This is a genomic window from Bacillus cereus (genome assembly GCF_002561295.1).
In the GTDB taxonomy this organism is placed as follows: domain Bacteria; phylum Bacillota; class Bacilli; order Bacillales; family Bacillaceae_G; genus Bacillus_A; species Bacillus_A cereus_S.
In genome coordinates, this window is record NZ_NTUG01000022.1 from 1 (window position 1) to 22,479 (window position 22,479).

Consider the following 22,479-nt stretch of genomic DNA (forward strand, 5'->3'; position numbering starts at 1 on the left):
AAGAACTTGTTTGCCGCTCAATTGCGACTCCCTTATGTTAACATCTTCATTTTTCGATGTCAACTAAGTTTTTTTATTTATTTTTTCGCTTTCTGCATTTCTCGCATCAGCGACGTTCATTAATATACCATGCAGGTTATACAGGGTCAATACTTTTCACAAAAAAATTTCACATCCCGTTTCCTATTTTCCCATCTATACTTTTTTATAAACCTCACCTCTTTTAAATCAAAAATTCAAAATTTTGTGTTATATTGTTGTTATAGGAGCGTGATGGGCATGGGAATTAAATATTCGAACAAAATCAATAAAATTCGAACCTTTGCGTTAAGTTTAGTATTTATCGGACTCTTCATTGCATACTTAGGCGTCTTTTTTCGAGAGAACATTATTATCATGACTACCTTTATGATGGTCGGTTTCTTGGCTGTTATCGCTAGTACCTTTGTTTATTTTTGGATTGGTATGTTATCTACAAAGACCGTACAGATTATGTGTCCAAGCTGTAATAAACCGACAAAGATGCTCGGCCGAGTAGACGCATGTATGCATTGCAATCAACCCTTAACGCTTGATCGCACTTTAGAAGGAAAAGAATTTGATGAGAAATATAACAAGAAGAACTACAAAGCATAGAATGTTTATATAATAAAGAAAGAGGTCGACGTAGCCGTCAGCCTCTTTCTTTATTATATATTACGCCTTATGACATTCTGGACATACGCCATAAATTTCTAAACGATGACTGTTAATAACAAAGCCCGTTGCTTTTGCAGCTTCATCTTCAAGTTGCTCCAAACCTCCATAAGGAAAATCAACAATCTTACCACATTTTTCGCAAATCACATGGTAATGCTGACTTGTAACATAATCAAATCTACTTGAAGCGTCTCCATAAGTTAGTTCCTTAACAAGCCCAACTTCTTTAAATACACGTAAGTTATTATAGACAGTTGCAACACTCATATTTGGGAATTTACCTTCTAACGCTTTATAAATTTCATCCGCTGTTGGGTGCGTCATAGATTCCACAAGGTACTCTAAAATAGCATGACGCTGTGGAGTAATGCGTACACCCGTATTCTTCAGCATTTCTAGCGCTTCTTTTAATTCTTCTTTGACCACCGTCATGCACCCCGATTCTATACGGATTATTATTTTATAATTCTTATAAAGAGTGTACTCTTTTTCTTATCAATCGTCAATATTTCTACTATACCTATGTAGTTTATTTTTCACCTAACCTTATTCTTATGTATGTTTGCCCCACCTTTATACATTTACATAGAAAAAAGTGCGAAATAATCGCACTTGGAATACTATCATCTGAGGAGGATACCCTACTTTTTAATGTATGAAGCATCAGTAAAAGCGTATAGACATATGCCTCATCTTACTTACATCATAATAAATTTTCTTTCATTCTTTATTCATGCTGAGACTTAACTTAAACACGAAAGGACATCTTCAATATGCCCTTTTACCTTTACTTTTCGCCATTCTTTTACTAATTCACCATCTTTATTAATAAGAAACGTAGATCTTTCAATTCCCATGTACTCTTTTCCAAAGTTCTTTTTCAACTTCCATACATCGTATCGTTCCGCTACTTTATGATCCTCATCTACTAAAAGTACGAATGGCAAATCATGTTTTTCAATAAACTTCAAATGTCTATTCGCTGAATCTGGACTTACCCCTAGTATAACTGTATCTTTTTCTCGAAATAATCCGTATGCATCACGAAAATCACATGCTTCTGTTGTACACCCTGGTGTCATGTCTTTCGGATAAAAATATAACACTACATTTTTCCCACGAAAATCCGATAGTGTAATCTGCTCTCCGTTACTTCCTTCTAATGTAAAATCTGGTGCCACTTCTCCTACTGCGACCATCTTTGTCACTCCTCGTCTTTTCCTTCTACTATAACAAATGTTACCTTCCCCCGCACTAACGGGCAATAATAATACTCCCACCTCAAAACTCGGCGGGAGCAATGCCAGCTCTAGCGGCTAGAATCTCCGGTCATCTCGCCCCCTCAGGTGAGGCAAAAAGCGCCTCTCTGTTGGGTACGTGGGCGTCCTGCGATTCTGAATGAGCCGCTTTCGCTTTTCTAAAGAAGTTAAGCGGGAAATAAACTACCCGTAAAGGCCCGGTTGGTGAGGGCTAATAATCAGTGGTGAATAAAGAAAACCCGCACTGATTAAAGTTTCACTTTATTTTTCATTATCTATCACAGTCCGGACTACGAATGCAAATGGTAAAGTATATCCAATCAACGCTTCAATAATTGCAATCCAGCGTCCAATTCCAACAGGAGTTACATCACCATACCCAACTGATAATAGCGTAACCGCACTAAAGTATAAACACACTTCTACCAATTGGAAAGAATGAACATTTAAACTTTCTCCATTTTCTCTCAAAGTGGCAAATCCACTTTCCTCTAATACAACATAACTTAATCCAAATGCGATAAGCACCGTCGTATAAATTAGAAATAATGAAGCTAGGTTATACAAGGAAAAGAAACGCTTCGAGTCCGAGTATGAGCTCCACAATATTTGAATACTTCGCAGCACAGCAATCGCTGCAATTAATAAAATAAGTCCCCATAACATGTCCTCCACCTCATCTTATATGTATGAGGACAACACATAATTTATCCCATCGAAACTAACCCCTAGTTAGTTCCCCGCACCTCGGTATCTTTTCACACCTTGATTCCAAAGTGCAATTGCAATAGTGAAACAGATCACACCAACAATTGGCGTCGCAAACGCATAACTGTTCCATTCTGTCTTTCTAAGAAAATATGCTGCTGGATATACACCAACAAATGCAAATGGTAATACAAACGTTAAAATAAAACGAATTACACGATTATAAATATCGACCGGATAACGCCCGTAATTTCCTATGTTATACATCAGTGGCATAATCGAACTTTTCGCATCGGACCAAAACCCGGTACTTGCAAGAGTCACAAATATACCACCATATACAAGCGCTCCTCCGGCTACCATAAATAAGAACAGAAAGAAATCGTACCAATAAAAAGATAATTGAAGCTCTACTGCCGCATATCCCATTACAATCATTCCAGTCACTGCACCAATTAAAGACTCCAGTTCCATTCGTTCTAATATAATTTGAAATAGACTATGAATCGGCCTTGTTAAAACGCGATCCATTTCCCCCTTAATAATATATCTATCATTAAAGTCCCATATATTAAAGAAAGCAGAAAAGATTGCAAAAGGTACTAAGAAAAATCCATAAATAAAGATTACTTCTTCTCGGCTCCACCCTTTTAACGTCTGTGTATGTCCAAAAACGACAAGGATGAAAATTAAATTAACAGCTTGTAATAGTAAATCAGATAATAACCCAACGATAAAATCACCGCGATACTCGAGTTTGGTTTTTATATATTGGCTCGCATATTGCAAAAACAGTTTTATATATAGCATCTCATCATCCCCCTTGTACAATTAGGCGTTTTCTCGCCGTTTTCCACATCAGCACAATCGGAATAATAAGCACTACTGCCCAAATCATTTGGAATAATAAAGCTTCATATAACTTACTCCCTTGTATCCCTTCAGAAAAAATCATACTTGGAATATAGCTGATTGCTTGAAATGGTAAAAACACCATTGCTTTTTGCGCCCATAGAGGATAAAAACTAATCGGTAGTAATAAACCAGAAAATAAATCAATAACAACACGCTTTGCATACATAATCCCACTATTATTAAATAAGAAAAAGGTGAGCATGCCTGTCATTAAGTTAATTTGTGTATTAATAATAAAACTGAATATTAATGACAAAAAGAACCATAACCACGTTTGAAAATTCGTTGTAATTTGTAACGAGAATACAAGCGTAACAATAATCATGCCAGGAATAGAAAAGAATGCAAAACGGAAGATTCCCTCTCCAAGGCCTTGCATAACTTTCATTCCTAAATAATTGTATGGACGAATTAATTCAACAGCTACACGCCCCTCTTGAATTTCCATCGCAATTTCTCTGTCAATGTTATTAAAATAAAAAGCCCGCGCCATCCACGCAATAGCAATGTAAGTTGTCATTTGGGAAATGGATAAACTTTCAATATTCTCTTTCCCACTATAAATAGCTTGCCATAAAAAATAATACGCCCCGATATTAATCGTATAAATTAAAATGCCACTATAATAGTTTGTTCGGTAAGCAAGCATCATTAAAAAACGAACACGAATCATTTCAATATACTTACCCATGAATCATACCCTCTTCATAAATATTACGGATAATTTCTTCTGTCGAAACTTCATTAATTTTTAAATCTTTAATTTGAAAAGCTTGCACGACTTTAGAAATGAGCATAGAAATTATCACTTCTTCATTTGGAATTTTCGCAATCCATGTATATTCTTCTTTTCCTTCTGACCAAACCACTTGATTATCCGGCATTAACATTGAGAGTTGTTGATAGGAGACTGGTGCAGTAAATTGAAAATGTATTTCTTTTTCTGCTCCCCACTGTGAACGAAGCTTTTCTAATGATCCATCATACATAATACTTCCTTCATCCAGCATAATGACGCGTTCACACAAAGCTTCAATATCTGTAATATCATGCGTTGTTAATAAAATTGTTGTTTTATACCGTTCATTCATTTCTTTTAAAAACTCACGAATTTTTAATTTCACCAGAACGTCTAGTCCAATCGTTGGCTCATCTAAAAATAATAGTGGTGGATTATGAATTAATGCCGCCGCTAATTCACAACGCATTCTTTGACCGAGCGATAACTTTCGCACCGGCTTATCTAACAAAGGTCCAATATCTAATGTTTCAATCACATGCTCCATATGTTCTTTATACTGGATGTCTGATACACCATACACTTTTTTTAATAAGCGAAATGATTCTTGCACTGCAATATCCCACCAAAGTTGCGAACGTTGTCCAAATACAACACCAATCGTTCTTACAAATTCTTCTCTCTGTTTATGTGGATTCATACCATTTACGGTAATTTGACCAGACGTTGGCGTTAAAATCCCTGTTAGCATTTTAATGGTTGTTGATTTTCCAGCACCATTTTCACCAATATAACCAACCATTTCACCTTGTTTTACAGTAAACGAAACATCATTCACTGCTGGCACTATTTTATAATTACGATTTAATAAATCGCGAAACGCACCTTTTAAACCAGAACGGCTTGAATATGCTGTAAACTCTTTCCTTAATCCTTGTACTTCAATTACCGACTTCATAATCGGCCCCCTTCCTCAATACCACAACGAATAGTTTACCCAACTGCCATTCCTATCACAAACAATACGTCTTTTTGAAAAACATGTTAGAATAATACATAGATTTTTGTAAGGAGATGAATTGTAGTGAATTTCACAAAATCAGAAGCATTACATAAAGAAGCGTTAGAACATATCGTTGGTGGTGTTAACAGTCCTTCTCGTTCTTTTAAAGCAGTTGGTGGTGGATCACCTGTTGCAATGGAACGCGGAAAAGGTGCTTATTTTTGGGATGTAGATGGTAACAAATATATCGATTATTTAGCAGCATACGGTCCAATCATTACAGGACACGCACATCCTCACGTAACAGAAGCAATTAAAACGGCCGCTGAAAATGGTGTACTATACGGAACACCAACAGCTCTAGAAGTAAAATTTGCGAAAATGTTAAAAGAAGCAATGCCTGCTTTAGATAAAGTTCGTTTCGTAAACTCTGGTACGGAATCTGTTATGACAACAATTCGCGTGGCTCGCGCTTATACGGGCCGCACAAAAATTATGAAGTTTGCTGGTTGCTACCACGGTCATTCAGACTTAGTTCTTGTAGCAGCTGGTTCTGGTCCTTCTACTCTTGGTACTCCTGATTCTGCTGGTGTACCACAAAGTATTGCACAAGAAGTTATTACTGTTCCATTTAATAATGTAGAGACATTAAAAGAGGCGTTAGACAAATGGGGCCATGAGGTAGCGGCTATTCTTGTAGAACCGATCGTTGGGAACTTCGGAATTGTGGAACCTAAACCTGGATTCTTAGAAAAAGTAAATGAACTTGTTCACGAAGCTGGTGCACTTGTTATTTATGATGAAGTAATCACAGCGTTCCGCTTTATGTACGGTGGTGCTCAAGATTTACTTGGTGTAACACCAGATTTAACAGCGCTTGGTAAAGTAATTGGTGGTGGACTTCCAATCGGCGCATACGGTGGTAAAAAAGAGATTATGGAACAAGTCGCTCCTCTTGGACCTGCATATCAAGCTGGTACAATGGCAGGAAATCCAGCATCTATGGCTGCAGGTATCGCATGCCTAGAAGTTCTTCAGCAAGAAGGCGTATATGAGAAATTAGATGAGCTTGGTGCAATGCTTGAAACGGGCATTTTAGAACAAGCTGCAAAACATAGTATCGATATTACAGTAAATCGTCTAAAAGGTGCGTTAACTGTATACTTCACAACAAATACAATTGAAGATTATGACGCTGCTCAAAATACAGATGGAGAAATGTTCGGTAAATTCTTCAAGCTTATGCTTAATGAAGGGGTTAACTTAGCTCCGTCTAAATACGAAGCTTGGTTCTTAACAACAGAACATACAAAAGAAGATATTGAGTATACAATCGAGGCCGTGGGTAGAGCATTCGCTGCCTTAGCAAACGCATAAGAAAATACGTACTCAAAAGAAAAAATAGAGGCCTCCCTCTATTTTTTTCTTTTTTCTATTTCATAAATCACACATTAATAGTATAATTATTCATAATTATCTGTTTAATCTCCAGTTTTATGTTTATTGTTTCACTGTTTATAAGGTCATACAAATATAAAAATCAGATTATTCTTATTTTTATCACAGAGGGGGGAGCGACGGATGCCTAACAATACAAATAAATGGACACCGTCTTTATTTCGAAATTACGCAAATGCAGAACACGATGCATGTGGAATCGTTTCCGTTATGGAAAAACAGAATGTCCCAACAAAGGCAAACATCAATCTTTGTGTACAATCACTTGTAAAAATGAACCATCGCGCTGGCTTTATTAATGGTGAAGGCGATGGTATTGGAATTCATATCGACTTACCAAAAGCCCTTTGGAAAGAAAAATTAAAAAATAGTGGATACAATCCAACGATTGTGGATCATCCCCACTTTATCGTTGGACATTTTTTTCTAAACAAGAAAGAAAATCCTACTCTTTTAAAAAACAGTATTCGTAATACATTAAATAACAAAAATTTCACTGTTATTTTTGAAAGTGATGATGTAATAAATTCTGATGCCCTTGGTCCTCTGGGCAAACAAGAAGAACCAGTATTTTGGCAAGTCGCCCTTCTTTCCGAAACAACACAAACCAAAAATATCGATCAATTCTTATTCAATGTAACAATTGAAATTGAGGAGAATACAGCAATTCATGTTGCTTCATTAAGTCACAACCATGTGGTATACAAAGTTCTCGGTGCTGGTGATACACTTGTTGCCTACTATGACGATTTGCAACATCCTCTTATCGCATCAACTATGACACTTGGACATAATCGCTATTCTACCAATACATTATCTAATTTTTTTCGCGTACAGCCATTTAGCATCCTTGGGCATAATGGTGAAATAAACACCATTTCCAAGTTGCGCGATCAAGCCGAAATGATCGATGTACCACTTACTGCTGGAGGCAGTGATTCTCAAGATTTAAACCGCACCTTAGAAACACTTCTCGTTCAATATAACTACAGTCTATTTGAAGCAATGGATATATTATTCCCACCAATTATTAATGAGATTAAATTATACGAGCCACACATGCAGGATCTATATACGTATATTCGTGAAGCATGGGGACATTTCGCTCAAGGGCCTGCCGGGATTATTTCACGCTATAAAGATGAAGCTGTCTTTAGTGTAGATTCACTTGGTTTACGTCCCGTTTGGAAAGTAGAAACAGAAAGTTCCTATATCTTTTCTTCTGAACCAGGTGTAGTATCACCATCTGAATATGTAGCAGAACCAAAGGCACTTGCTCCTGGGGAAAAAGTAGGTTTAAAGTGGAACTCTCAAGGTGATCTCGTTCTTTATGAGTATGAAGCATATCAGGAAGAAGTATATAAACGGATGAAACAACGTATTCAATTTTCAGACTATCATTTCAACTTATCCATTCCAGCCGCCGAAAAGATTGAAGGGGTATCTTGTCCCGCTCAAGTCGAAACAGAGCATTATGTAGCTTTCGGCTGGGATCGTGAGCATATCCAACTCCTTGAGCAAATGGCTGCAAAAGGTGTTGAACCCATTCGTTCACTCGGCCACGATGCTCCTCTTGCTGCACTTGATGCAGAAAGAAGAAACATTGCTGATTTTATAAAAGAAAGTGTTGCCGTTGTTACAAACCCAGCAATCGACCGGGATAGAGAAGTTGAACACTTCTCTACACGTACAGTATTAGGTGAACGTCCAAGCTTACTTGGTGGAGAACAGCAAACTTTTGTTACTGAGCTATTATCACCAATTATTCTAGAAGGTGATTTAGCACAATCTATCTCAGAAGATCTAGAAACCATCTCATATGAACAACTTATACAACTATTCGCAACTCATAGTGCAGTTTACAAACTCTCTGTCACGTTCACAGCATCCGAGACACTGCATGATGCACTAAATCGAATTAGTGCCGAAGCTACAATAGCTATAAAAAAAGGAGCCTCTCTATTATTACTTGATGATGCGAAAGCTCATCAAAACGAACAATTATGGATTGATCCGCACTTGATTACAGCTAAAGTACACCAAGTATTAACCGAGCACAAACTGCGCCGAAAATGCTCTATTGTGATAAGATCCGGTGCTCTCCGCTCTTTACATGATATTGTTACACTATATGGTTTAGGCGCTGATGTTATTAATCCATATTTAATGTTCGCAACGGTAAATGACGGGACAACAGAACCAGTTATAAATTTATATAAAGCACTAAACAAAGGGATTGAAAAAGTCATTTCGACTATTGGCATCCATGAACTTCGTGGCTACGGTCGTCTCTTCTCTTCAATTGGTTTACACGAAGAGATTGCAAACATACTACAAATTACAAACTTTTTAGGATCGAGCAATTTAGCATTTTCACTTGAATCTCTAGCGGAAGATGCGAAGGCTCGAGCACTTGACTATCCTAATCCAAAAGTTCGAATGAGAAAAACATTCCATGTCTTCCCTCGCATTTGGAAAGCGATTGGTGATGTAGCAAAAGGGAATACTTACGATAATTATCGGGAGAAATTAGCTGAAGTAGAAGATAAGAATCCGATTGCAATTCGACACCTTGTCCAAACGAAAGAAGTAGAGCAGCCAGTACCTACTGAACGCGTTTCAATTGGCATAAAAGATCATGATTTACCATTTATTATTAGTTCAATGTCATTTGGTTCACAAAACGAAATTGCATTCCGTGCGTATGCCGAAGCAGCTGATCGCCTCAATATGATTAGCTTAAACGGTGAAGGCGGAGAAATTAAAGATATGATTGGTAAATACCCACGTACACGCGGCCAACAAATTGCATCAGGGCGTTTTGGGGTAAATGCCGAATTGTTAAACTCATCAAATTTAATTGAAATTAAGATTGGGCAAGGAGCAAAACCTGGTGAAGGTGGACATTTACCTGGATCAAAGGTAACTTCTAAAATTGCCGAAGCACGAAATGCAACAATTGGGTCGGACTTGATTTCTCCTTCTAATAACCATGATATTTACTCAATTGAAGACTTAGCACAAATGATTACCGAAATTAAAACAGCGAATCAACTTGCAAAAGTCGCTGTCAAAGTCCCAGTTGTTCCTAACATCGGGACAATTGCTGTAGGAATCGCAAAAGCTGGTGCTGATTTTATTAATATTAGCGGCTTTGATGGCGGAACAGGCGCTGCTCGTATACATGCTCTGCAGCATGTAGGGCTGCCTGTTGAAATCGGTGTAAAAGCTGCCCATAACGCCCTATTAGAAGCGAATATGAGACATAACGTAGAGATTTGGGCAGATGGTGGGATTCGTAGTGTAAATGATGCACTAAAAATTATGCTTCTTGGCGCAAACCGCATTGGATTTGGTACTTTATCTATGATTGCAATTGGTTGTACAACGTGCCGTGGCTGTCACTTAGATACATGCCATGTTGGTATCGCAACACAAATTGAGTCAGAAGCGCAAGCAAAAGAGCACGGACTACGCCGTTTTGTTCCACGTCAATTCGAAAATGCTGTAGAAGGATTATTGAACCTCTTTACCACTTTCGGAACAGAGCTTAAACGCTTAACAGGTAGACTCGGTTATGAGAACCTACAAGAAATCGTCGGTCGTTCCGATTTACTAGAACAAACGCGAGGCATAGAACGATTAAATTTACACAATTTATTACAAACACTAAGCAAGGCCTCCCACAAAATAACCGAAACACCGCAGCAACAAGATTATGTAACAACCGATTCTTTCCAATCAAAAGAGCTAGTTGGCGTTGGTGTAGATCAACGCGTAATGGGTGGCCTGGAATCATGCTACCGCGTCCGTAGTAAATTATATGAAAACAATACGCTTGAACCACTCACATTAAAATATACAAATGGTTCTATTCCCGGAAATGGATTAGGTGCCTACAATAGCGAAAACTTATTTATTCACGTAAATGGCGGCGCACAAGACGGCATCGGCAAAACATCATTTGGAGGCGGCATTTATATTACGAAGGCAAAAGGAAAAAATGGCATATACTATAACGGTTCTGTCGGAAAAGGATTTGGATACGGTGCACAAAAAGGAACTTTATATGTGCAAGGTAACGCGGATGCACGCGCTGGAATCCGCTTATCTGGAGCAGATATGATTATTGGGGGAAGAATCACAAAACCACTGCGAGAAAAAGAACACGGGAACCTCGGCGTTCATGCCAATATTAAAGGTTTTGCTTTTGAATATATGACAAACGGCCGTGCCCTCGTTCTAGGTGATTCCGGTCCATGGATTTGCGCAGGTATGACTGGTGGCGTCGTTTATTTACGCCATCACCCTGAACTTGGTTTAACAGAATCTGCCCTACGAAGAAGAATCGCAAAAGGAGCGAACGTAACATTGCGTCCACTTAGTAAGAACGGAAAATCGGACATTACCGAATTATTATCGGACTACATTCGCGTATTAAACGAACATGAACAATATGAAGAAGGCGCTCTCCTAACACCGTTACTAGATGACATTCAGCTTCACTTTTATGAAATCATTCCGAAAAAAGAGCAAGCAGATCCATCCATTTCAACTGAATGATACAAGCAAATTTCTATTTACTTAAAATTGACGAAGTGAGTATCACATAGTAATCTATAATAACAATTCGAAAACCTGCTGAAATTCAGCAGGTTTTTTCACTAAAAATATACGTTCAAAAAAGAGGATTTAGAGAGCCGAGCTGGTCGAGGCGCCGCAGACAGGAGGATCGGAGTGTAGCTTTCACTACATGAATACCGGACTGGCAAGGTAACGAAGGCATGCGAAGGCTATCTAAACCGGACTTTTTGAACATCCGTTAAAATATACGTTTAAAAAGGAGGATCTAGAGAGCCGAGTAGGTCGAGGGCGCCGCAGACAGGAGGATCGGAGTGTAGCTTTCACTACATGAATACCGGACTGGCAAGGTAACGAAGACATGCGAAGGCTATCTAAACCGGACTTTTTGAACATCCATTAAAATATACGTTCAAAAAGGAGGATTTAGATAGCCGAGCTGGTCGAGGCGCGGAAGACAGGAGGAACGGAGTGTAGCTTACACTACATGAGTACCGGACTGACGACGTAACGAAGACATGCGACAGCTATCTAAACCGGACTTTTTGAACATCCGTTAAAATATCACTTGCTAACATATTGTAATGAATGTATAGTATCATGTTGTATCATTCATAATGACAAGAAAGAAAGGATATAAAAAAGGGTATGAAACTTGGTGCTCGCATTTTAAAAACGGGTATTGCCATTACATTAGCTTTATTTGCTTGTATTTTGCTCCAACTACCGAGCCCTGTATTTGCGGGAATTTCAGCAATTTTTGCTGTGCAACCGTCTGTATATCGCTCATATTTGACAGCACTTGAGCAAATTCAAGCAAATGTAATTGGTGCAGTATTTGCTATCGGATTTGCCTTTGCTTTTGGACATAATCCTTTTATTATTGGATTAACTTGTATATTGGTTATTGCTCTCACACTCAAATTACGTTTAGAAAATACAATATCTATCGCTTTAGTTACAGTTATTGCGATTATGGAATATCAAGGTGCTGATTTCTTTGATTTCGCCTTACTTCGCTTTACAACCATTATGGTCGGAATTATTGCCGCTTCACTTGTAAACTTAATATTTATGCCTCCAAAATACGAAACGAAACTGTATCATCGTATCGTTGATAATACTGAAGAAATCGTAAAATGGATTCGTATGAACAGCAGGCAAGCTTCTGATTTTACAACATTGAAAACAGATATTGATCGTATGAAAGAAAAAATGATTAAATTAAATCATTACTACTTACTGTACAAAGAAGAAAGAAGCTATACGAAAAAGGTAAAATTCGCAAAAATTCGTAAGCTTGTCTTATTTAGACAAATGTTAGCAACAACGAGCCGTGCTTTGAGTACATTAAAAGCATTACATCGTACTGAAAATGAATTACGATATATGCCTGAATCGTTTCAAGAATCCATTCAAAATGAATTAGATTCATTAACACATTATCATGAACAAGTTTTATTAAAATTCATTGGTAAAGCAAAAAAACAACAATCTGTTGAGATGCTTGATGAAGTAGAAACTGGTAAGCAAGAATTAATCGATATATTTATGGACTATCAAAATAAAGAAGATGAAGAATCATATAAAATATGGTTACATCTCTTCCCATTGATTTCTTCAATTATTAATTACAGTGAAGAAGTTGAACATCTAGATCTACTCGTAGATAGTTTTTATACGTATCACAAACCAGAAGACGAACTAAAAATTGATGAAAAAAAAGAAGACGAATAAAGAAACAGCCCCTTTATGCCAAAGGGGCTGTTTGTTCTATATGTTGAATTTGATATAAGTTATAATAAAATCCCCGTTTTTGCATTAATTGCTCATGAGAACCCTTTTCTTTTATTTCACCATCTTCAATATATATAATTGTATCTACATGTGTAATAGTCGCCAATCTATGAGCAATAATGATTGTTGTCCGGTCCGCAGCTAATGTTTGAAGAGCCTCTTGAATATGCCTTTCATTCTCTAAATCTAAAGCCGATGTTGCTTCGTCTAATATAAGTAAAGACGGATTTTTCAAGAAGACGCGTGCAATTGCTACACGCTGCCTTTGTCCTCCCGACAGTTTCACTCCTCTTTCTCCAACAACCGTATCGTAACCATCTGGCAAATTCATAATAAAGTTGTGAATCTGCGCTGCCTTAGCAGCTGCAATCACTTCCTCTTTCGTTGCTTTTGGGTTTCCGTATAGAATATTAGATTGAATCGTATCACTAAATAATAAATTATCTTGTAAAACAATACCGATGTGACTACGTAAATTTCTTACGTCATAGTCTCGTACATTCACACCATCCACATAAATCGCACCGCTAGAAACATCATAAAACCTTGGAATTAAACTAGCAAGTGAGGACTTTCCTCCTCCACTTGCTCCAACAAGGGCAACTTTTTCTCCAGGACGAATGGAGAAAGAAAGATGATGTAATACGTCTTTTTCATTCGTATTATACCGAAATGAAACTTGATCAAATACAATTTCACCTGAAAGCTTTTTTGCTGAAACTGCGTTTGGAGTATTTACAATATCATACTTTTCATCTAGCAACTCAAACACTCGATCCATTGATGCAAATGATTGTGTGAGTGTTGTGGAAGAGTTAACAAGACGCCGTAATGGACTATATAAACTATCCATATACCCAACAAAAGCAACCATCGTTCCAAGTGTTAAAGAACCTTGAATCACTTCATATGCTGCAAATGCAATAACAAGTAATGGTCCCAAATCCGTTAACGTATTCACTGTAGAAAAAGTACGGGCGGTCCAACTTGTATGTGTTAATGCTTTTGTTAAAAATTCATTATTTTTCGTTTCAAATTGTCCCTTTTCATACTCTTCTAATGCAAAACTGCGCGTCACTTGCATCCCTTGGATACGCTCATGTAAATAACCTTGCATTGTTGCCAATGCTTGCGATCTCTCTCTCGTTAATTTACGAAGACGCCCAAAGAAATATTTCACCGCAACTGCATAGATTGGCAAAATGAGTAATGCAACGAGCGTTAATTTTATATTCATCGAAAACATAACTACAACCGCAATAAAAATAGTAGCCGTATCAAGCCAAACATTCATAAGCCCTGTAATAACAAAATCCTTTGTCTGCTCCACATCATGAATGACACGTGAAATGATTTCACCTGTTTTTGTATTGGAATAATAGCGTAAGCTCAATTTTTGCAGATGGCCAAAAATATGTTTTCGTAAATCATAAAGCACTGTATTACCAATACGCTGCGCAAAATATTGGCGATAATATTCAACAGGCGGCCTTAATACACCGAAAATAAAAAAGGCAATGCCGATTGCTGTTATCAATTGAGATGTTTTTTCCTGAAGTGATCCATTCCCTTGAATTACATCATCAATAATATACTTTAATAGCCACGGCATAATAAGCGGAATCCCAAACTTAATAAGTCCAATAATAATTGTAATTGTAATAAGCCAGCGATACGGTTTTACAAATTGTAAATATCTTTTTATTCCTTGCATATAATCCCCCCTTCAATAGGACAAACCTGCCGGGAAATCCCCTGCAGGTTTGTTCTAATCTCTATACATTAAATACCGTTCATACCACATGTCTACAAAATCTGGCGCGAATGGTCCTTTTCTTTGATGAATCCACTGTGTTAAATACTCTACATTTCTTTTTAATATCGTATCAATCACTGGAGGATAATTCATCATCTGACTATGCTTCTCATACTCATCTTCATCTAAAAGTGTATACGTCATATCCGGATATACTTTAATATCCAAATCATAATCAATATACTTTAGCGCTTCAGAATCATACGCAAATGGAGAACTTAAATTACAATAATAGTATACGCCCTCTTCTCGTAACATACCGATTACATTAAACCAATAATTTGAATGAAAATAACAAATTGCAGGCTCGCGTGTAATCCATGTCCGACCATCTGATTCCGTTACTATAGTCCGATCATTTGCACCAATTACAAGACTTTGCGTCCCTTTTAAAATTGTAGTCTCTTCCCACATTCTATGAATGGAGCCATTATGTTTATAACTATGTATTTGTACTTTTTCTCCTTCTTTGGGAAATCCCATACGTGCTCCCTTCTTTCACTGTGAACGCTCTTCTAAGGTTGCCTTAACTCGTATTGTTTCTGTTAAAAACATATTGAGCCGAATTCACTTTTTTTCTATTATAACTTTTTTGTCAAAATTTTAAAACTAAACCGATACACTCTAAGTTTTGTAACCACGAAAAAATCCACCTTCCTTGATAAAGTGGAACTTCAATCATCCTTCGCTGAAATGTAAGGCGAGGGGCTTACTACCCGCAAATAGCGAGATAAATCATGATATACCAAAAAGCCCTTCTTCATAAATTAAAAAGGGCTCCTCAAAATAACATATCAACACACATCACTTCTTTAGTTAGAAATTATTTTTTCAGTTTCAAAAGAATGTATGACTTCATTTGTTTGTTGTTCAAACTTTTCATGTAAGAGCTTCAAAGCTTGTTCTGTCCTGTTTATTTCTTGACGAATAAAATGCAAATCTTTTTTATCATAATTTTCTCTTTCACTTACTTCGATCTGTTGGTACTTTTCTAGATGCGCTTGTAACTTCAGTAACTCATCCATTGTTTGCAACTGCTCTCCTACCAACTTATCAAATAAATTCATCATTTACCTCCTGTTTCTAATAAAGTAAAACTTTAATCAGTGGGGTTTTCTCCATCCCACACTGATTGTCAGCCCTCACCATTCGTGCTTTTACAGACAGGCCTCCACCTAACTTCTTTGCTTTTGGCTAAATTTCGAGTTGGAATTTTACTATCCACGAATAGCGGGATACATTTCCACATCTATTCATACAGGATTCATCACTACTACATATTTTCTAATGCCCCTCCTCATTCTCCTTTGACTACATTTGTTGACTTATTAGAAGTTATGTCGGCTCTCCCTACAAAATTCTCAAAATAATTGCTTTGAATACCTTTTGGATTTTCACCAGCAACAGATCCTTCTTTTCACACAAAGAAAACACTTCTCTTGAATCGAGAAGTGTTTTTCTTTGTTATTGATTCGTGCTAGAAGATTGCGATTTTTTCGCCGCTGATTTTGCGTTTTGTTGTTTTACTGCTTGCACATCTGTGTCTGTTGCAAACTCTGTGCCGTAACTAGCATTTGCACTTTGAACACCAGCGCTAGAAGCTTGTGATTTTTTTGCTTCTGATTGTGCGTTTTGTTGTTTTACTGCTTGTACGTTTGTCTCAGTCGCAAACTCTGTACCATAGTTAGCATTTGTACTTTGAATGCTAGCACCAGAAGTTGCTTTGTTATAACCTTGTTGTTTTTTACTCATCTTTCTCACCTCCACAATCAATAATGTAACCAACCATTCTAAAAGATATCCGTAAAATTATTTTAAATTGGCGCATATATATTCTTAGGCTCATTCAAACTATATATGATGGAGGTGCATAGCATGTACGTTGGACGCGATATGACAGAACTATCTATGATTTCAAAAGAGGAATGGAAACAAGATGAATTAGCTTATTTTCACCATTCCTTACAGCAGATCATGCCTTATTTAAACGTAGAAGGCCAAACAATCTACAAAGAAATTATAAAAGAAATTGAATCACGGGGCGGTCTTCAAAAAAGTGAAGCGGATTGGACGCACGGTACAAAAATTTCTTACGACTAAAAAACGTGTTCCCTAATTCGGGAACACGTTCCATCTCCAACCTTTTTTACCTGTTGTAAAGGACCAAACTGGTGACGTTACTCGACCACCATATCGATCTTCAACTTTGATATACCATTGATACGTCGTATTTTCTTTTAAATTCTCTAATTTCACTTTTGCATTGCGCCAATTTGCTACAAAATTATCTTTACCAATGACTTCATTCGTGTATACATTTACTTCTACATAGTCTGTTGCAACTTGTTTTATCGCAGGCTTCAAATCAACATCTAATTCAAATTCATCTTTTCCTGGATAGTCTTCTGGTTTATAAAAGTTATATTCATTTAAATATGGAGAGTATGTTTTTACATACATTTTGTTCGCTGTTGTATCAAATTGTAAAAGACGCATATAACCTTGTCCACCTTCTGGACCACCTTGATAGTCCGCTAGCATTTGATATACTTTCCGATCTGGGGCTCCGTCACCATTATCATCAATTTCATCCACTAAAGTCTCACTATCATGATAATGTCCACTCAGCACAGCTAACACATTTTTATTTGGCTTAACTACCTCATTATAAATTTTATCGCCAATTGGACTACGATTACCGGATACCAGTAAATATTCATGGAATGATAAAATCGCTTTTCGATTTGGATATTTCTGCAATATTCCCTTCATCCATTGAATATCTTCATCTGTAACGCCCCATCCCATATACAGCATAATAAAGTCGTTACCTTTTGCTGAAATCAAATCGTAGTGCCCACGGTTATCCTTATAACTTCCACCATAAAATGGCTTATCTTTAAAACGCCAGTCTCCAAAATATTTCGAGTAGGCTGTATAGTCTTCATCCTTATGATTAACATCGTGATTCCCAGCCAGCACACCATACGGTACGTTTGTATTTTCTAATACTTTCATATACTCATCTGCGCGCTGCCATTGAAATTCTTGATATGACTTATCAACAAGATCTCCTGTATGGAATACATATTTAATATTTAATGGGTCTTTTTGTGCTGCAATCCAGTCAACCTGACTTTTATAAATATACGGATAACTTTCAGAGTAGTACTGTGTATCCGACATCCATACAAACGTGTAATCAAACTTATTTGGTGAACTTGGAATTTGATCTTGCACGATCACACTTACTTTTTGATTTTTCACATATTCTTTCGCTAATACTGCACCTTTTAATTCAAAATCTTTGTTTCCAGAAATTTCCGATGCGAGCTCTGTCCACTTATTTGTCGCGTAGTTCCAAGCATACATCGTAACTTTTCTTCCCTCTAGAGAATGACCGTACCATTTCACTTCTACCGTATCATCGTTTCTTACGTCAGCAGCGACTGTTACATCAAAACGATGGTATGGAAATTTTTCTGTCGATTCTGTTGTATAATATTTCCCATCTTTTTTACTAACTTTGCTTAACTGATCCTTATCCAAACTCTTCTCACCACTTACATCAAAGCCCTGTGGTGGCTCCTGTTCTATCATATTTTCAGTAATTTTCATGTGGTCTGTTTGATTCGGCTTATACGCATACCCTTTATAAAACGTCGCCTTCATTGCATCATTTGTTGGATCGGTTACTTTTGCTTCAAGTGTTGGATTCGTACTCACATTTTCCTCCCCATCTTTAGGAAAAATAGGGGTAGGATCTGTCGGATCTTCTGCCCATGTTTCAAACATCACAGTCTTCTCTTGACGATTTCCCACTTGATCCTCAGCCTCCATATGCAACTCATGCTTTCCTGCTGCTAATTGCGCAGAGGACGTTTCATATGGAGTTTCAATCTCTTTCCCATCCAAAATTACTTTTTTACTCTTTACTCCTGCTATATCATCCGTAACTGTTACATCAATTGGAATTTTCCCTTTATATTTCTTATTTTGTACTGTAGTAGAAATCTGCGGTGGTGTATTATCGACTTTTACATTCGCAACAGCTTCTTTATTCACACCATCTTGCACTGTAATTCGATGTTTCCCGTCCTTCACTTTCTTTGTATCCCATAAGTACGCATTCGAAATAAATTTCTCTTCTGGAACTTTAAATTCAAATGAAAATACCGGCGTTGATGTATCTCCATCACCAACTGATAATTCCTGATTTGGATTTGCAAAGTTCGGATCATATAAAGTCGTTCCATCCGCTAATACAAGACGGGCATTTTTCAAATAAAAATCATCTTTGTTCTCTTCCACTCGATCATCAAATGGAGACGTTTTTGTGCCAGATCTGATATCAATTTTGAATGGCTCGTTATATTTAATCTTTGATTGATCAATTTTTACAGTTAATGTGACATAATCACTATACGTATCATCAAATACACGCAATACGTCTTTCCCAATCGTAACCGCATTTTTAAAATACAAATCAGTTTGCTTTACATCGAATGCAAAATAAGCTGGCTTCTCTAAAGTACTGTATGTATCTGTCTCTACTTTCTGTCCATCCACTAAAAGAGAAAGTTGTTCAAATCCAACCGATGACGAAGTTCCTTTTAATAAAACTTGATTTGCAACTACCTCATCATCTTTTACATTGAGACGAAGAGGATTTTTATCTTTCTCACCATCTATTTTCACTGCATACATATCACTTTTCACTACATTTAAGCCATCCGAAGCTTCCAAATAATATGTTATTTTTTCTTTTCCAATTAATTCAGGCGAGTAAATCGTATAATGGTATTGTTTATCTAGACGATCTTCTACTAAATTTTCAACTTTATATTCTGCGTTATCATTCGTTTTGTAATATAATTTCACACTTTTCACTTGTTCGTTATCAAGAACGGAGAAGCTCAATTTATGATCTTGAAATTCAGAAATTAGCCCTTCTGCCACTTTATGTGAAATCGTCGGTACAATCGTATCTTCTTTTAAAACAACTCGTTCAGCAGGTACTTGACCTTCGAATATAGTTCCTGGGGATGCATTATGCTCTGCACTACTAATTTTTTGCATAATTTGCGAACCATCTTGAGGATAACGATATAAAATTCCCTTATTCGCTTTCACATCAGCTTGATTAGCTTGATCATTGTAATAAGCAGCTGCAATTTCATTCCCCGTCTTTGTTGCAACAACAATGCCACGTGCACTACCATTTGCCATCCCATTAGAATATATTTTAACAATATTTTTATTTTCTACTAAGTTCGCACCAAACTGTTTATTAAAATCAGCTACAGTTTTCTCATTATTTTCACCGTTTATAATCCAGAATACAAGAGATTCCCCTGATGGGATGACAACATCATCTGGAGTAGATCCCCAAATGAGATCACCCTCTGGTCCTTCAGATGGGTAACGATACCGAATTGTATAATCTTTAAAATTAATATCTTGCTTGCTATTGTTATACACTTCAATAAATTCATATCCATCTGCTTTTCCAACATTCGTCGTATCCGGTGTTACCTCTGTAATTAAAAATTGTGGTAGGCTTTGCGGGTCTATTTTTTTATGTTCTACTTTTGTTTCATAAGGTTTTTCAATTGTATTTTGATTATCTTGCACGACAATTTTATAAAACAACGAGTCTCCCCATAGCTCTTTTTGAGGAATTGTCGCTTTATAAACATCACCATTTCCTTCTTTCGTCATCTGCAATTTTTTGTGCGTTAGCTTTCCATCTTGTGTGTACAAAACGACCGCATTTTCCCCGCCTTTAATCGTAGCGGTAATTGTTAAATCTTCTGTCGCTATATGAGTAGTTGATGGTGTATGCTCAATTGTAACGTTAGCTTGATCGGGTTGTTTTACTGGCTCTAACGGCACTTGAAAGGGTACTTGCACACCAGGTGTTCCTTTTTCGAACAAACCTACTTTTTGCATTTCTGTACTTTCATGCTTGTATGCATAAGCAATACTTTGTCCAACCTTTACATCCTCTTTCTCGTATGTTGCAGATGATAAAACTGTTCCGTATGGATCTGCAAATTGAATCGTCCTTCCAGCACTATTAGACATTCCGTCAGCTTCAATTTGAATTACTTGTTTCTCGGTGATATTTCCACCATACGCTTGAATAAAATCTTGTTTTGATAGCGCAGTATTTCCTTCATTTTTAATCCAAAATACACTCGTTCCTTTAGCTGGAATTGTCGCCTCTTCTGTAATATTCCAATCTTCACTTCCTGTATCGGAATATTTATAAGTAAACTTATAATTTTTCAACTGTATTGTTTCACTTGAATTATTATATATCTCTATAAACTCATATCCATCTTTTCCTTTTACATTGATCGTATCTGGCATGAGTTCTGTAATCATAATCGGTCTATTCTTTGTATAATCTTCTTTTTGATGTTCGATGGCACTCTTAAATTGTTCTTTCTCCGGAAACGTGACCACCTTTCCATCCTGCTCAATCTCAAACCAATATGTAAATGTATCAGACCATATATCTAACTTTGGAGCAACAATAGAATACAAATTACTCTCAGCTTTATTCATCTCTAGCTTTTTCACTAACAAATTAGAGGCACTACGATATACAAGACTTACTTTTGCCTTATCATATACACTGGCTAACTGAAGTTCGATTGGTAAATCTTCCTGTGCATTAATTTTCAATTTAGGCACATGTACGGTTTCTTGTAACTGCTTTTCTTTTTGACTATTATCTTTTGGTGTAGGTTGTTCTTCTTTGGAGTTGGGTTGTGTGGGTTCTGTTTGTGCAGCTTTCGGTGGTACTGGTTCTAGTTGTTTTGGGTCTGACTGAACTGCTTCTTTTTGTGTGGATTCTGTAGATGTTGATTCTTTTCCCTGCGATTGGAATGTAGTATAAGTCCCTGGCGATGGTATTTCATTTTTCATCTCTTTTTTTGCTTCATTCAAAAAAGAATGAATCGACATATCTTTCGTCTCTTTTCTTGTTTCAATAACATCTACCATTTTATTCTTCCCATTCATTACTTCAATCTTAATTTGTTCATCACTTAAATCTTCAGCAGCAAATATTACATGCTCTTCTTTTACTTCCGTCTTATAATGTTCATTAATCTCATTAACTGTTTTATCTCCAAATACAATTAACTTCGTTTCTTTTGGTTGTACAGATTGTTTTTCATTTCCCCCTTTAAGTTTCAACACTTTTCCATTGACCTTCAGTTGAAGATTCCTCATGTCCATAGCTTTCGCTGATGAGTTATACAATTCGATATAGCGTAAATCATCCGTATAATGCACTTCTGAAATGAGAACTTGCTGATTTTGTTCCCTTTCCTTAGCAAAAGTGAGTTGAGCTGGCTCAGCTAATGCTTGAAACAAGAAAGTCGCTATAACTGCTGAACTGATTACTTTTTTAAGCATTTCCTATCCCCCTTTAAATTTTTCACTACAACTTTCATTGTATTTGTCATTTGTTAAGAGAATATGAAATATT

The 22,479-nt window shown here is 36.8% G+C and carries 16 protein-coding genes; 5 read left to right on the forward strand and 11 right to left on the reverse strand.

The genetic code is table 11. From position 1 onward, the window contains the following. Nucleotides 1–279: 279 nt before the first annotated feature. A complete protein-coding gene (locus CN373_RS14735) occupies nucleotides 280–636 on the forward strand; it encodes a YgzB family protein (protein WP_098359603.1) in 357 nt (118 codons plus the stop codon). A 60-nt stretch (nucleotides 637–696) separates the two neighbouring features. Here CN373_RS14735 and perR read toward each other — a convergent pair whose 3' ends face one another. From perR to CN373_RS14765, 6 genes are all read right to left on the reverse strand, one after another. Beyond that, complete coding sequence (gene perR / locus CN373_RS14740) at nucleotides 697–1,125, reverse strand: peroxide-responsive transcriptional repressor PerR (RefSeq protein ID WP_000237833.1); 429 nt, start codon at nucleotides 1,123–1,125, stop codon at nucleotides 697–699. A gap of 317 nt (nucleotides 1,126–1,442) precedes the next feature. Beyond that, nucleotides 1,443–1,898, reverse strand: a complete 456-nt coding sequence (bcp, locus tag CN373_RS14745) for a thioredoxin-dependent thiol peroxidase (protein ID WP_000226709.1) — start codon at nucleotides 1,896–1,898, stop codon at nucleotides 1,443–1,445. A 321-nt stretch (nucleotides 1,899–2,219) separates the two neighbouring features. Next, nucleotides 2,220–2,624, reverse strand: coding sequence for a potassium channel family protein (locus tag CN373_RS14750; RefSeq protein ID WP_000964370.1), 405 nt, complete (start codon nucleotides 2,622–2,624; stop codon nucleotides 2,220–2,222). Between the two features lie 66 nt (nucleotides 2,625–2,690). Then, nucleotides 2,691–3,476: an ABC transporter permease gene (locus CN373_RS14755; RefSeq protein WP_000965744.1), complete on the reverse strand. Its 786-nt coding sequence runs from the start codon at nucleotides 3,474–3,476 to the stop codon at nucleotides 2,691–2,693. Between the two features lie 4 nt (nucleotides 3,477–3,480). Beyond that, nucleotides 3,481–4,272, reverse strand: coding sequence for an ABC transporter permease (locus CN373_RS14760; protein WP_000521528.1), 792 nt, complete (start codon nucleotides 4,270–4,272; stop codon nucleotides 3,481–3,483). Next, nucleotides 4,265–5,278, reverse strand: a complete 1,014-nt coding sequence (locus tag CN373_RS14765; protein ID WP_000843670.1) for an ABC transporter ATP-binding protein — start codon at nucleotides 5,276–5,278, stop codon at nucleotides 4,265–4,267. Before CN373_RS14765 ends, CN373_RS14760 begins: the two co-directional genes overlap by 8 nt. Before the next feature lie 126 nt (nucleotides 5,279–5,404). Between CN373_RS14765 and hemL the strand changes: the two genes are divergently transcribed. From hemL to CN373_RS14780, 3 genes are all read left to right on the forward strand, one after another. Then, nucleotides 5,405–6,700, forward strand: a complete 1,296-nt coding sequence (gene hemL, locus CN373_RS14770) for a glutamate-1-semialdehyde-2,1-aminomutase (protein ID WP_001011875.1) — start codon at nucleotides 5,405–5,407, stop codon at nucleotides 6,698–6,700. Between the two features lie 204 nt (nucleotides 6,701–6,904). Beyond that, complete coding sequence (locus tag CN373_RS14775) at nucleotides 6,905–11,344, forward strand: glutamate synthase-related protein (RefSeq protein WP_001133499.1); 4,440 nt, start codon at nucleotides 6,905–6,907, stop codon at nucleotides 11,342–11,344. Nucleotides 11,345–12,010: 666 nt separating this feature from the next. Continuing rightward, nucleotides 12,011–13,099 carry an aromatic acid exporter family protein gene (locus CN373_RS14780; protein ID WP_098359604.1) on the forward strand — a complete coding sequence of 363 codons (1,089 nt, stop codon included), beginning with the start codon at nucleotides 12,011–12,013 and terminating at the stop codon, nucleotides 13,097–13,099. Between the two features lie 13 nt (nucleotides 13,100–13,112). On the opposite strand, the gene CN373_RS14785 is transcribed toward CN373_RS14780, so the two are convergent. From CN373_RS14785 to CN373_RS14800, 4 genes are all read right to left on the reverse strand, one after another. Beyond that, a complete protein-coding gene (locus CN373_RS14785) occupies nucleotides 13,113–14,873 on the reverse strand; it encodes an ABC transporter ATP-binding protein (RefSeq protein WP_098359605.1) in 1,761 nt (586 codons plus the stop codon). Nucleotides 14,874–14,927: 54 nt separating this feature from the next. Beyond that, entirely contained in the window at nucleotides 14,928–15,458 is a 531-nt protein-coding gene (gene ntdP, locus CN373_RS14790) for a nucleoside tri-diphosphate phosphatase (RefSeq protein WP_000506621.1), read from the reverse strand. Nucleotides 15,459–15,787: 329 nt separating this feature from the next. Next, nucleotides 15,788–16,042 (reverse strand): YgaB family protein, encoded by a 255-nt coding sequence (locus CN373_RS14795; protein WP_001047874.1) that lies wholly within the window; start codon nucleotides 16,040–16,042, stop codon nucleotides 15,788–15,790. Nucleotides 16,043–16,439: 397 nt separating this feature from the next. After that, nucleotides 16,440–16,727, reverse strand: coding sequence for a gamma-type small acid-soluble spore protein (locus CN373_RS14800; RefSeq protein ID WP_000039031.1), 288 nt, complete (start codon nucleotides 16,725–16,727; stop codon nucleotides 16,440–16,442). Between the two features lie 123 nt (nucleotides 16,728–16,850). On the opposite strand from CN373_RS14800, the gene CN373_RS14805 reads away from it, so the two are divergent. Next, nucleotides 16,851–17,075 (forward strand): hypothetical protein, encoded by a 225-nt coding sequence (locus CN373_RS14805; RefSeq protein WP_098359606.1) that lies wholly within the window; start codon nucleotides 16,851–16,853, stop codon nucleotides 17,073–17,075. Nucleotides 17,076–17,087: 12 nt separating this feature from the next. Here the strand turns inward: CN373_RS14805 and CN373_RS14810 are convergent, their stop codons facing one another. Then, nucleotides 17,088–22,406, reverse strand: coding sequence for a lamin tail domain-containing protein (locus CN373_RS14810; RefSeq protein WP_098359607.1), 5,319 nt, complete (start codon nucleotides 22,404–22,406; stop codon nucleotides 17,088–17,090). Between the last annotated feature and the right edge of the window lie 73 nt (nucleotides 22,407–22,479).

What these genes read in the sequence shown, in the direction of transcription:
- CN373_RS14735 (WP_098359603.1), top strand. Translation starts at nt 280, where the DNA reads ATGGGAATTAAATATTCGAACAAAATCAATAAAATTCGAACCTTTGCG.
- bcp (WP_000226709.1), bottom strand. Translation starts at nt 1,898, where the DNA reads ATGGTCGCAGTAGGAGAAGTGGCACCAGATTTTACATTAGAAGGAAGT.
- CN373_RS14750 (WP_000964370.1), bottom strand. Translation starts at nt 2,624, where the DNA reads ATGTTATGGGGACTTATTTTATTAATTGCAGCGATTGCTGTGCTGCGA.
- CN373_RS14755 (WP_000965744.1), bottom strand. Translation starts at nt 3,476, where the DNA reads ATGCTATATATAAAACTGTTTTTGCAATATGCGAGCCAATATATAAAA.
- CN373_RS14760 (WP_000521528.1), bottom strand. Translation starts at nt 4,272, where the DNA reads ATGGGTAAGTATATTGAAATGATTCGTGTTCGTTTTTTAATGATGCTT.
- CN373_RS14765 (WP_000843670.1), bottom strand. Translation starts at nt 5,278, where the DNA reads ATGAAGTCGGTAATTGAAGTACAAGGATTAAGGAAAGAGTTTACAGCA.
- CN373_RS14775 (WP_001133499.1), top strand. Translation starts at nt 6,905, where the DNA reads ATGCCTAACAATACAAATAAATGGACACCGTCTTTATTTCGAAATTAC.
- CN373_RS14780 (WP_098359604.1), top strand. Translation starts at nt 12,011, where the DNA reads ATGAAACTTGGTGCTCGCATTTTAAAAACGGGTATTGCCATTACATTA.
- CN373_RS14785 (WP_098359605.1), bottom strand. Translation starts at nt 14,873, where the DNA reads ATGCAAGGAATAAAAAGATATTTACAATTTGTAAAACCGTATCGCTGG.
- ntdP (WP_000506621.1), bottom strand. Translation starts at nt 15,458, where the DNA reads ATGGGATTTCCCAAAGAAGGAGAAAAAGTACAAATACATAGTTATAAA.
- CN373_RS14795 (WP_001047874.1), bottom strand. Translation starts at nt 16,042, where the DNA reads ATGAATTTATTTGATAAGTTGGTAGGAGAGCAGTTGCAAACAATGGAT.
- CN373_RS14800 (WP_000039031.1), bottom strand. Translation starts at nt 16,727, where the DNA reads ATGAGTAAAAAACAACAAGGTTATAACAAAGCAACTTCTGGTGCTAGC.
- CN373_RS14805 (WP_098359606.1), top strand. Translation starts at nt 16,851, where the DNA reads ATGTACGTTGGACGCGATATGACAGAACTATCTATGATTTCAAAAGAG.
- CN373_RS14810 (WP_098359607.1), bottom strand. Translation starts at nt 22,406, where the DNA reads ATGCTTAAAAAAGTAATCAGTTCAGCAGTTATAGCGACTTTCTTGTTT.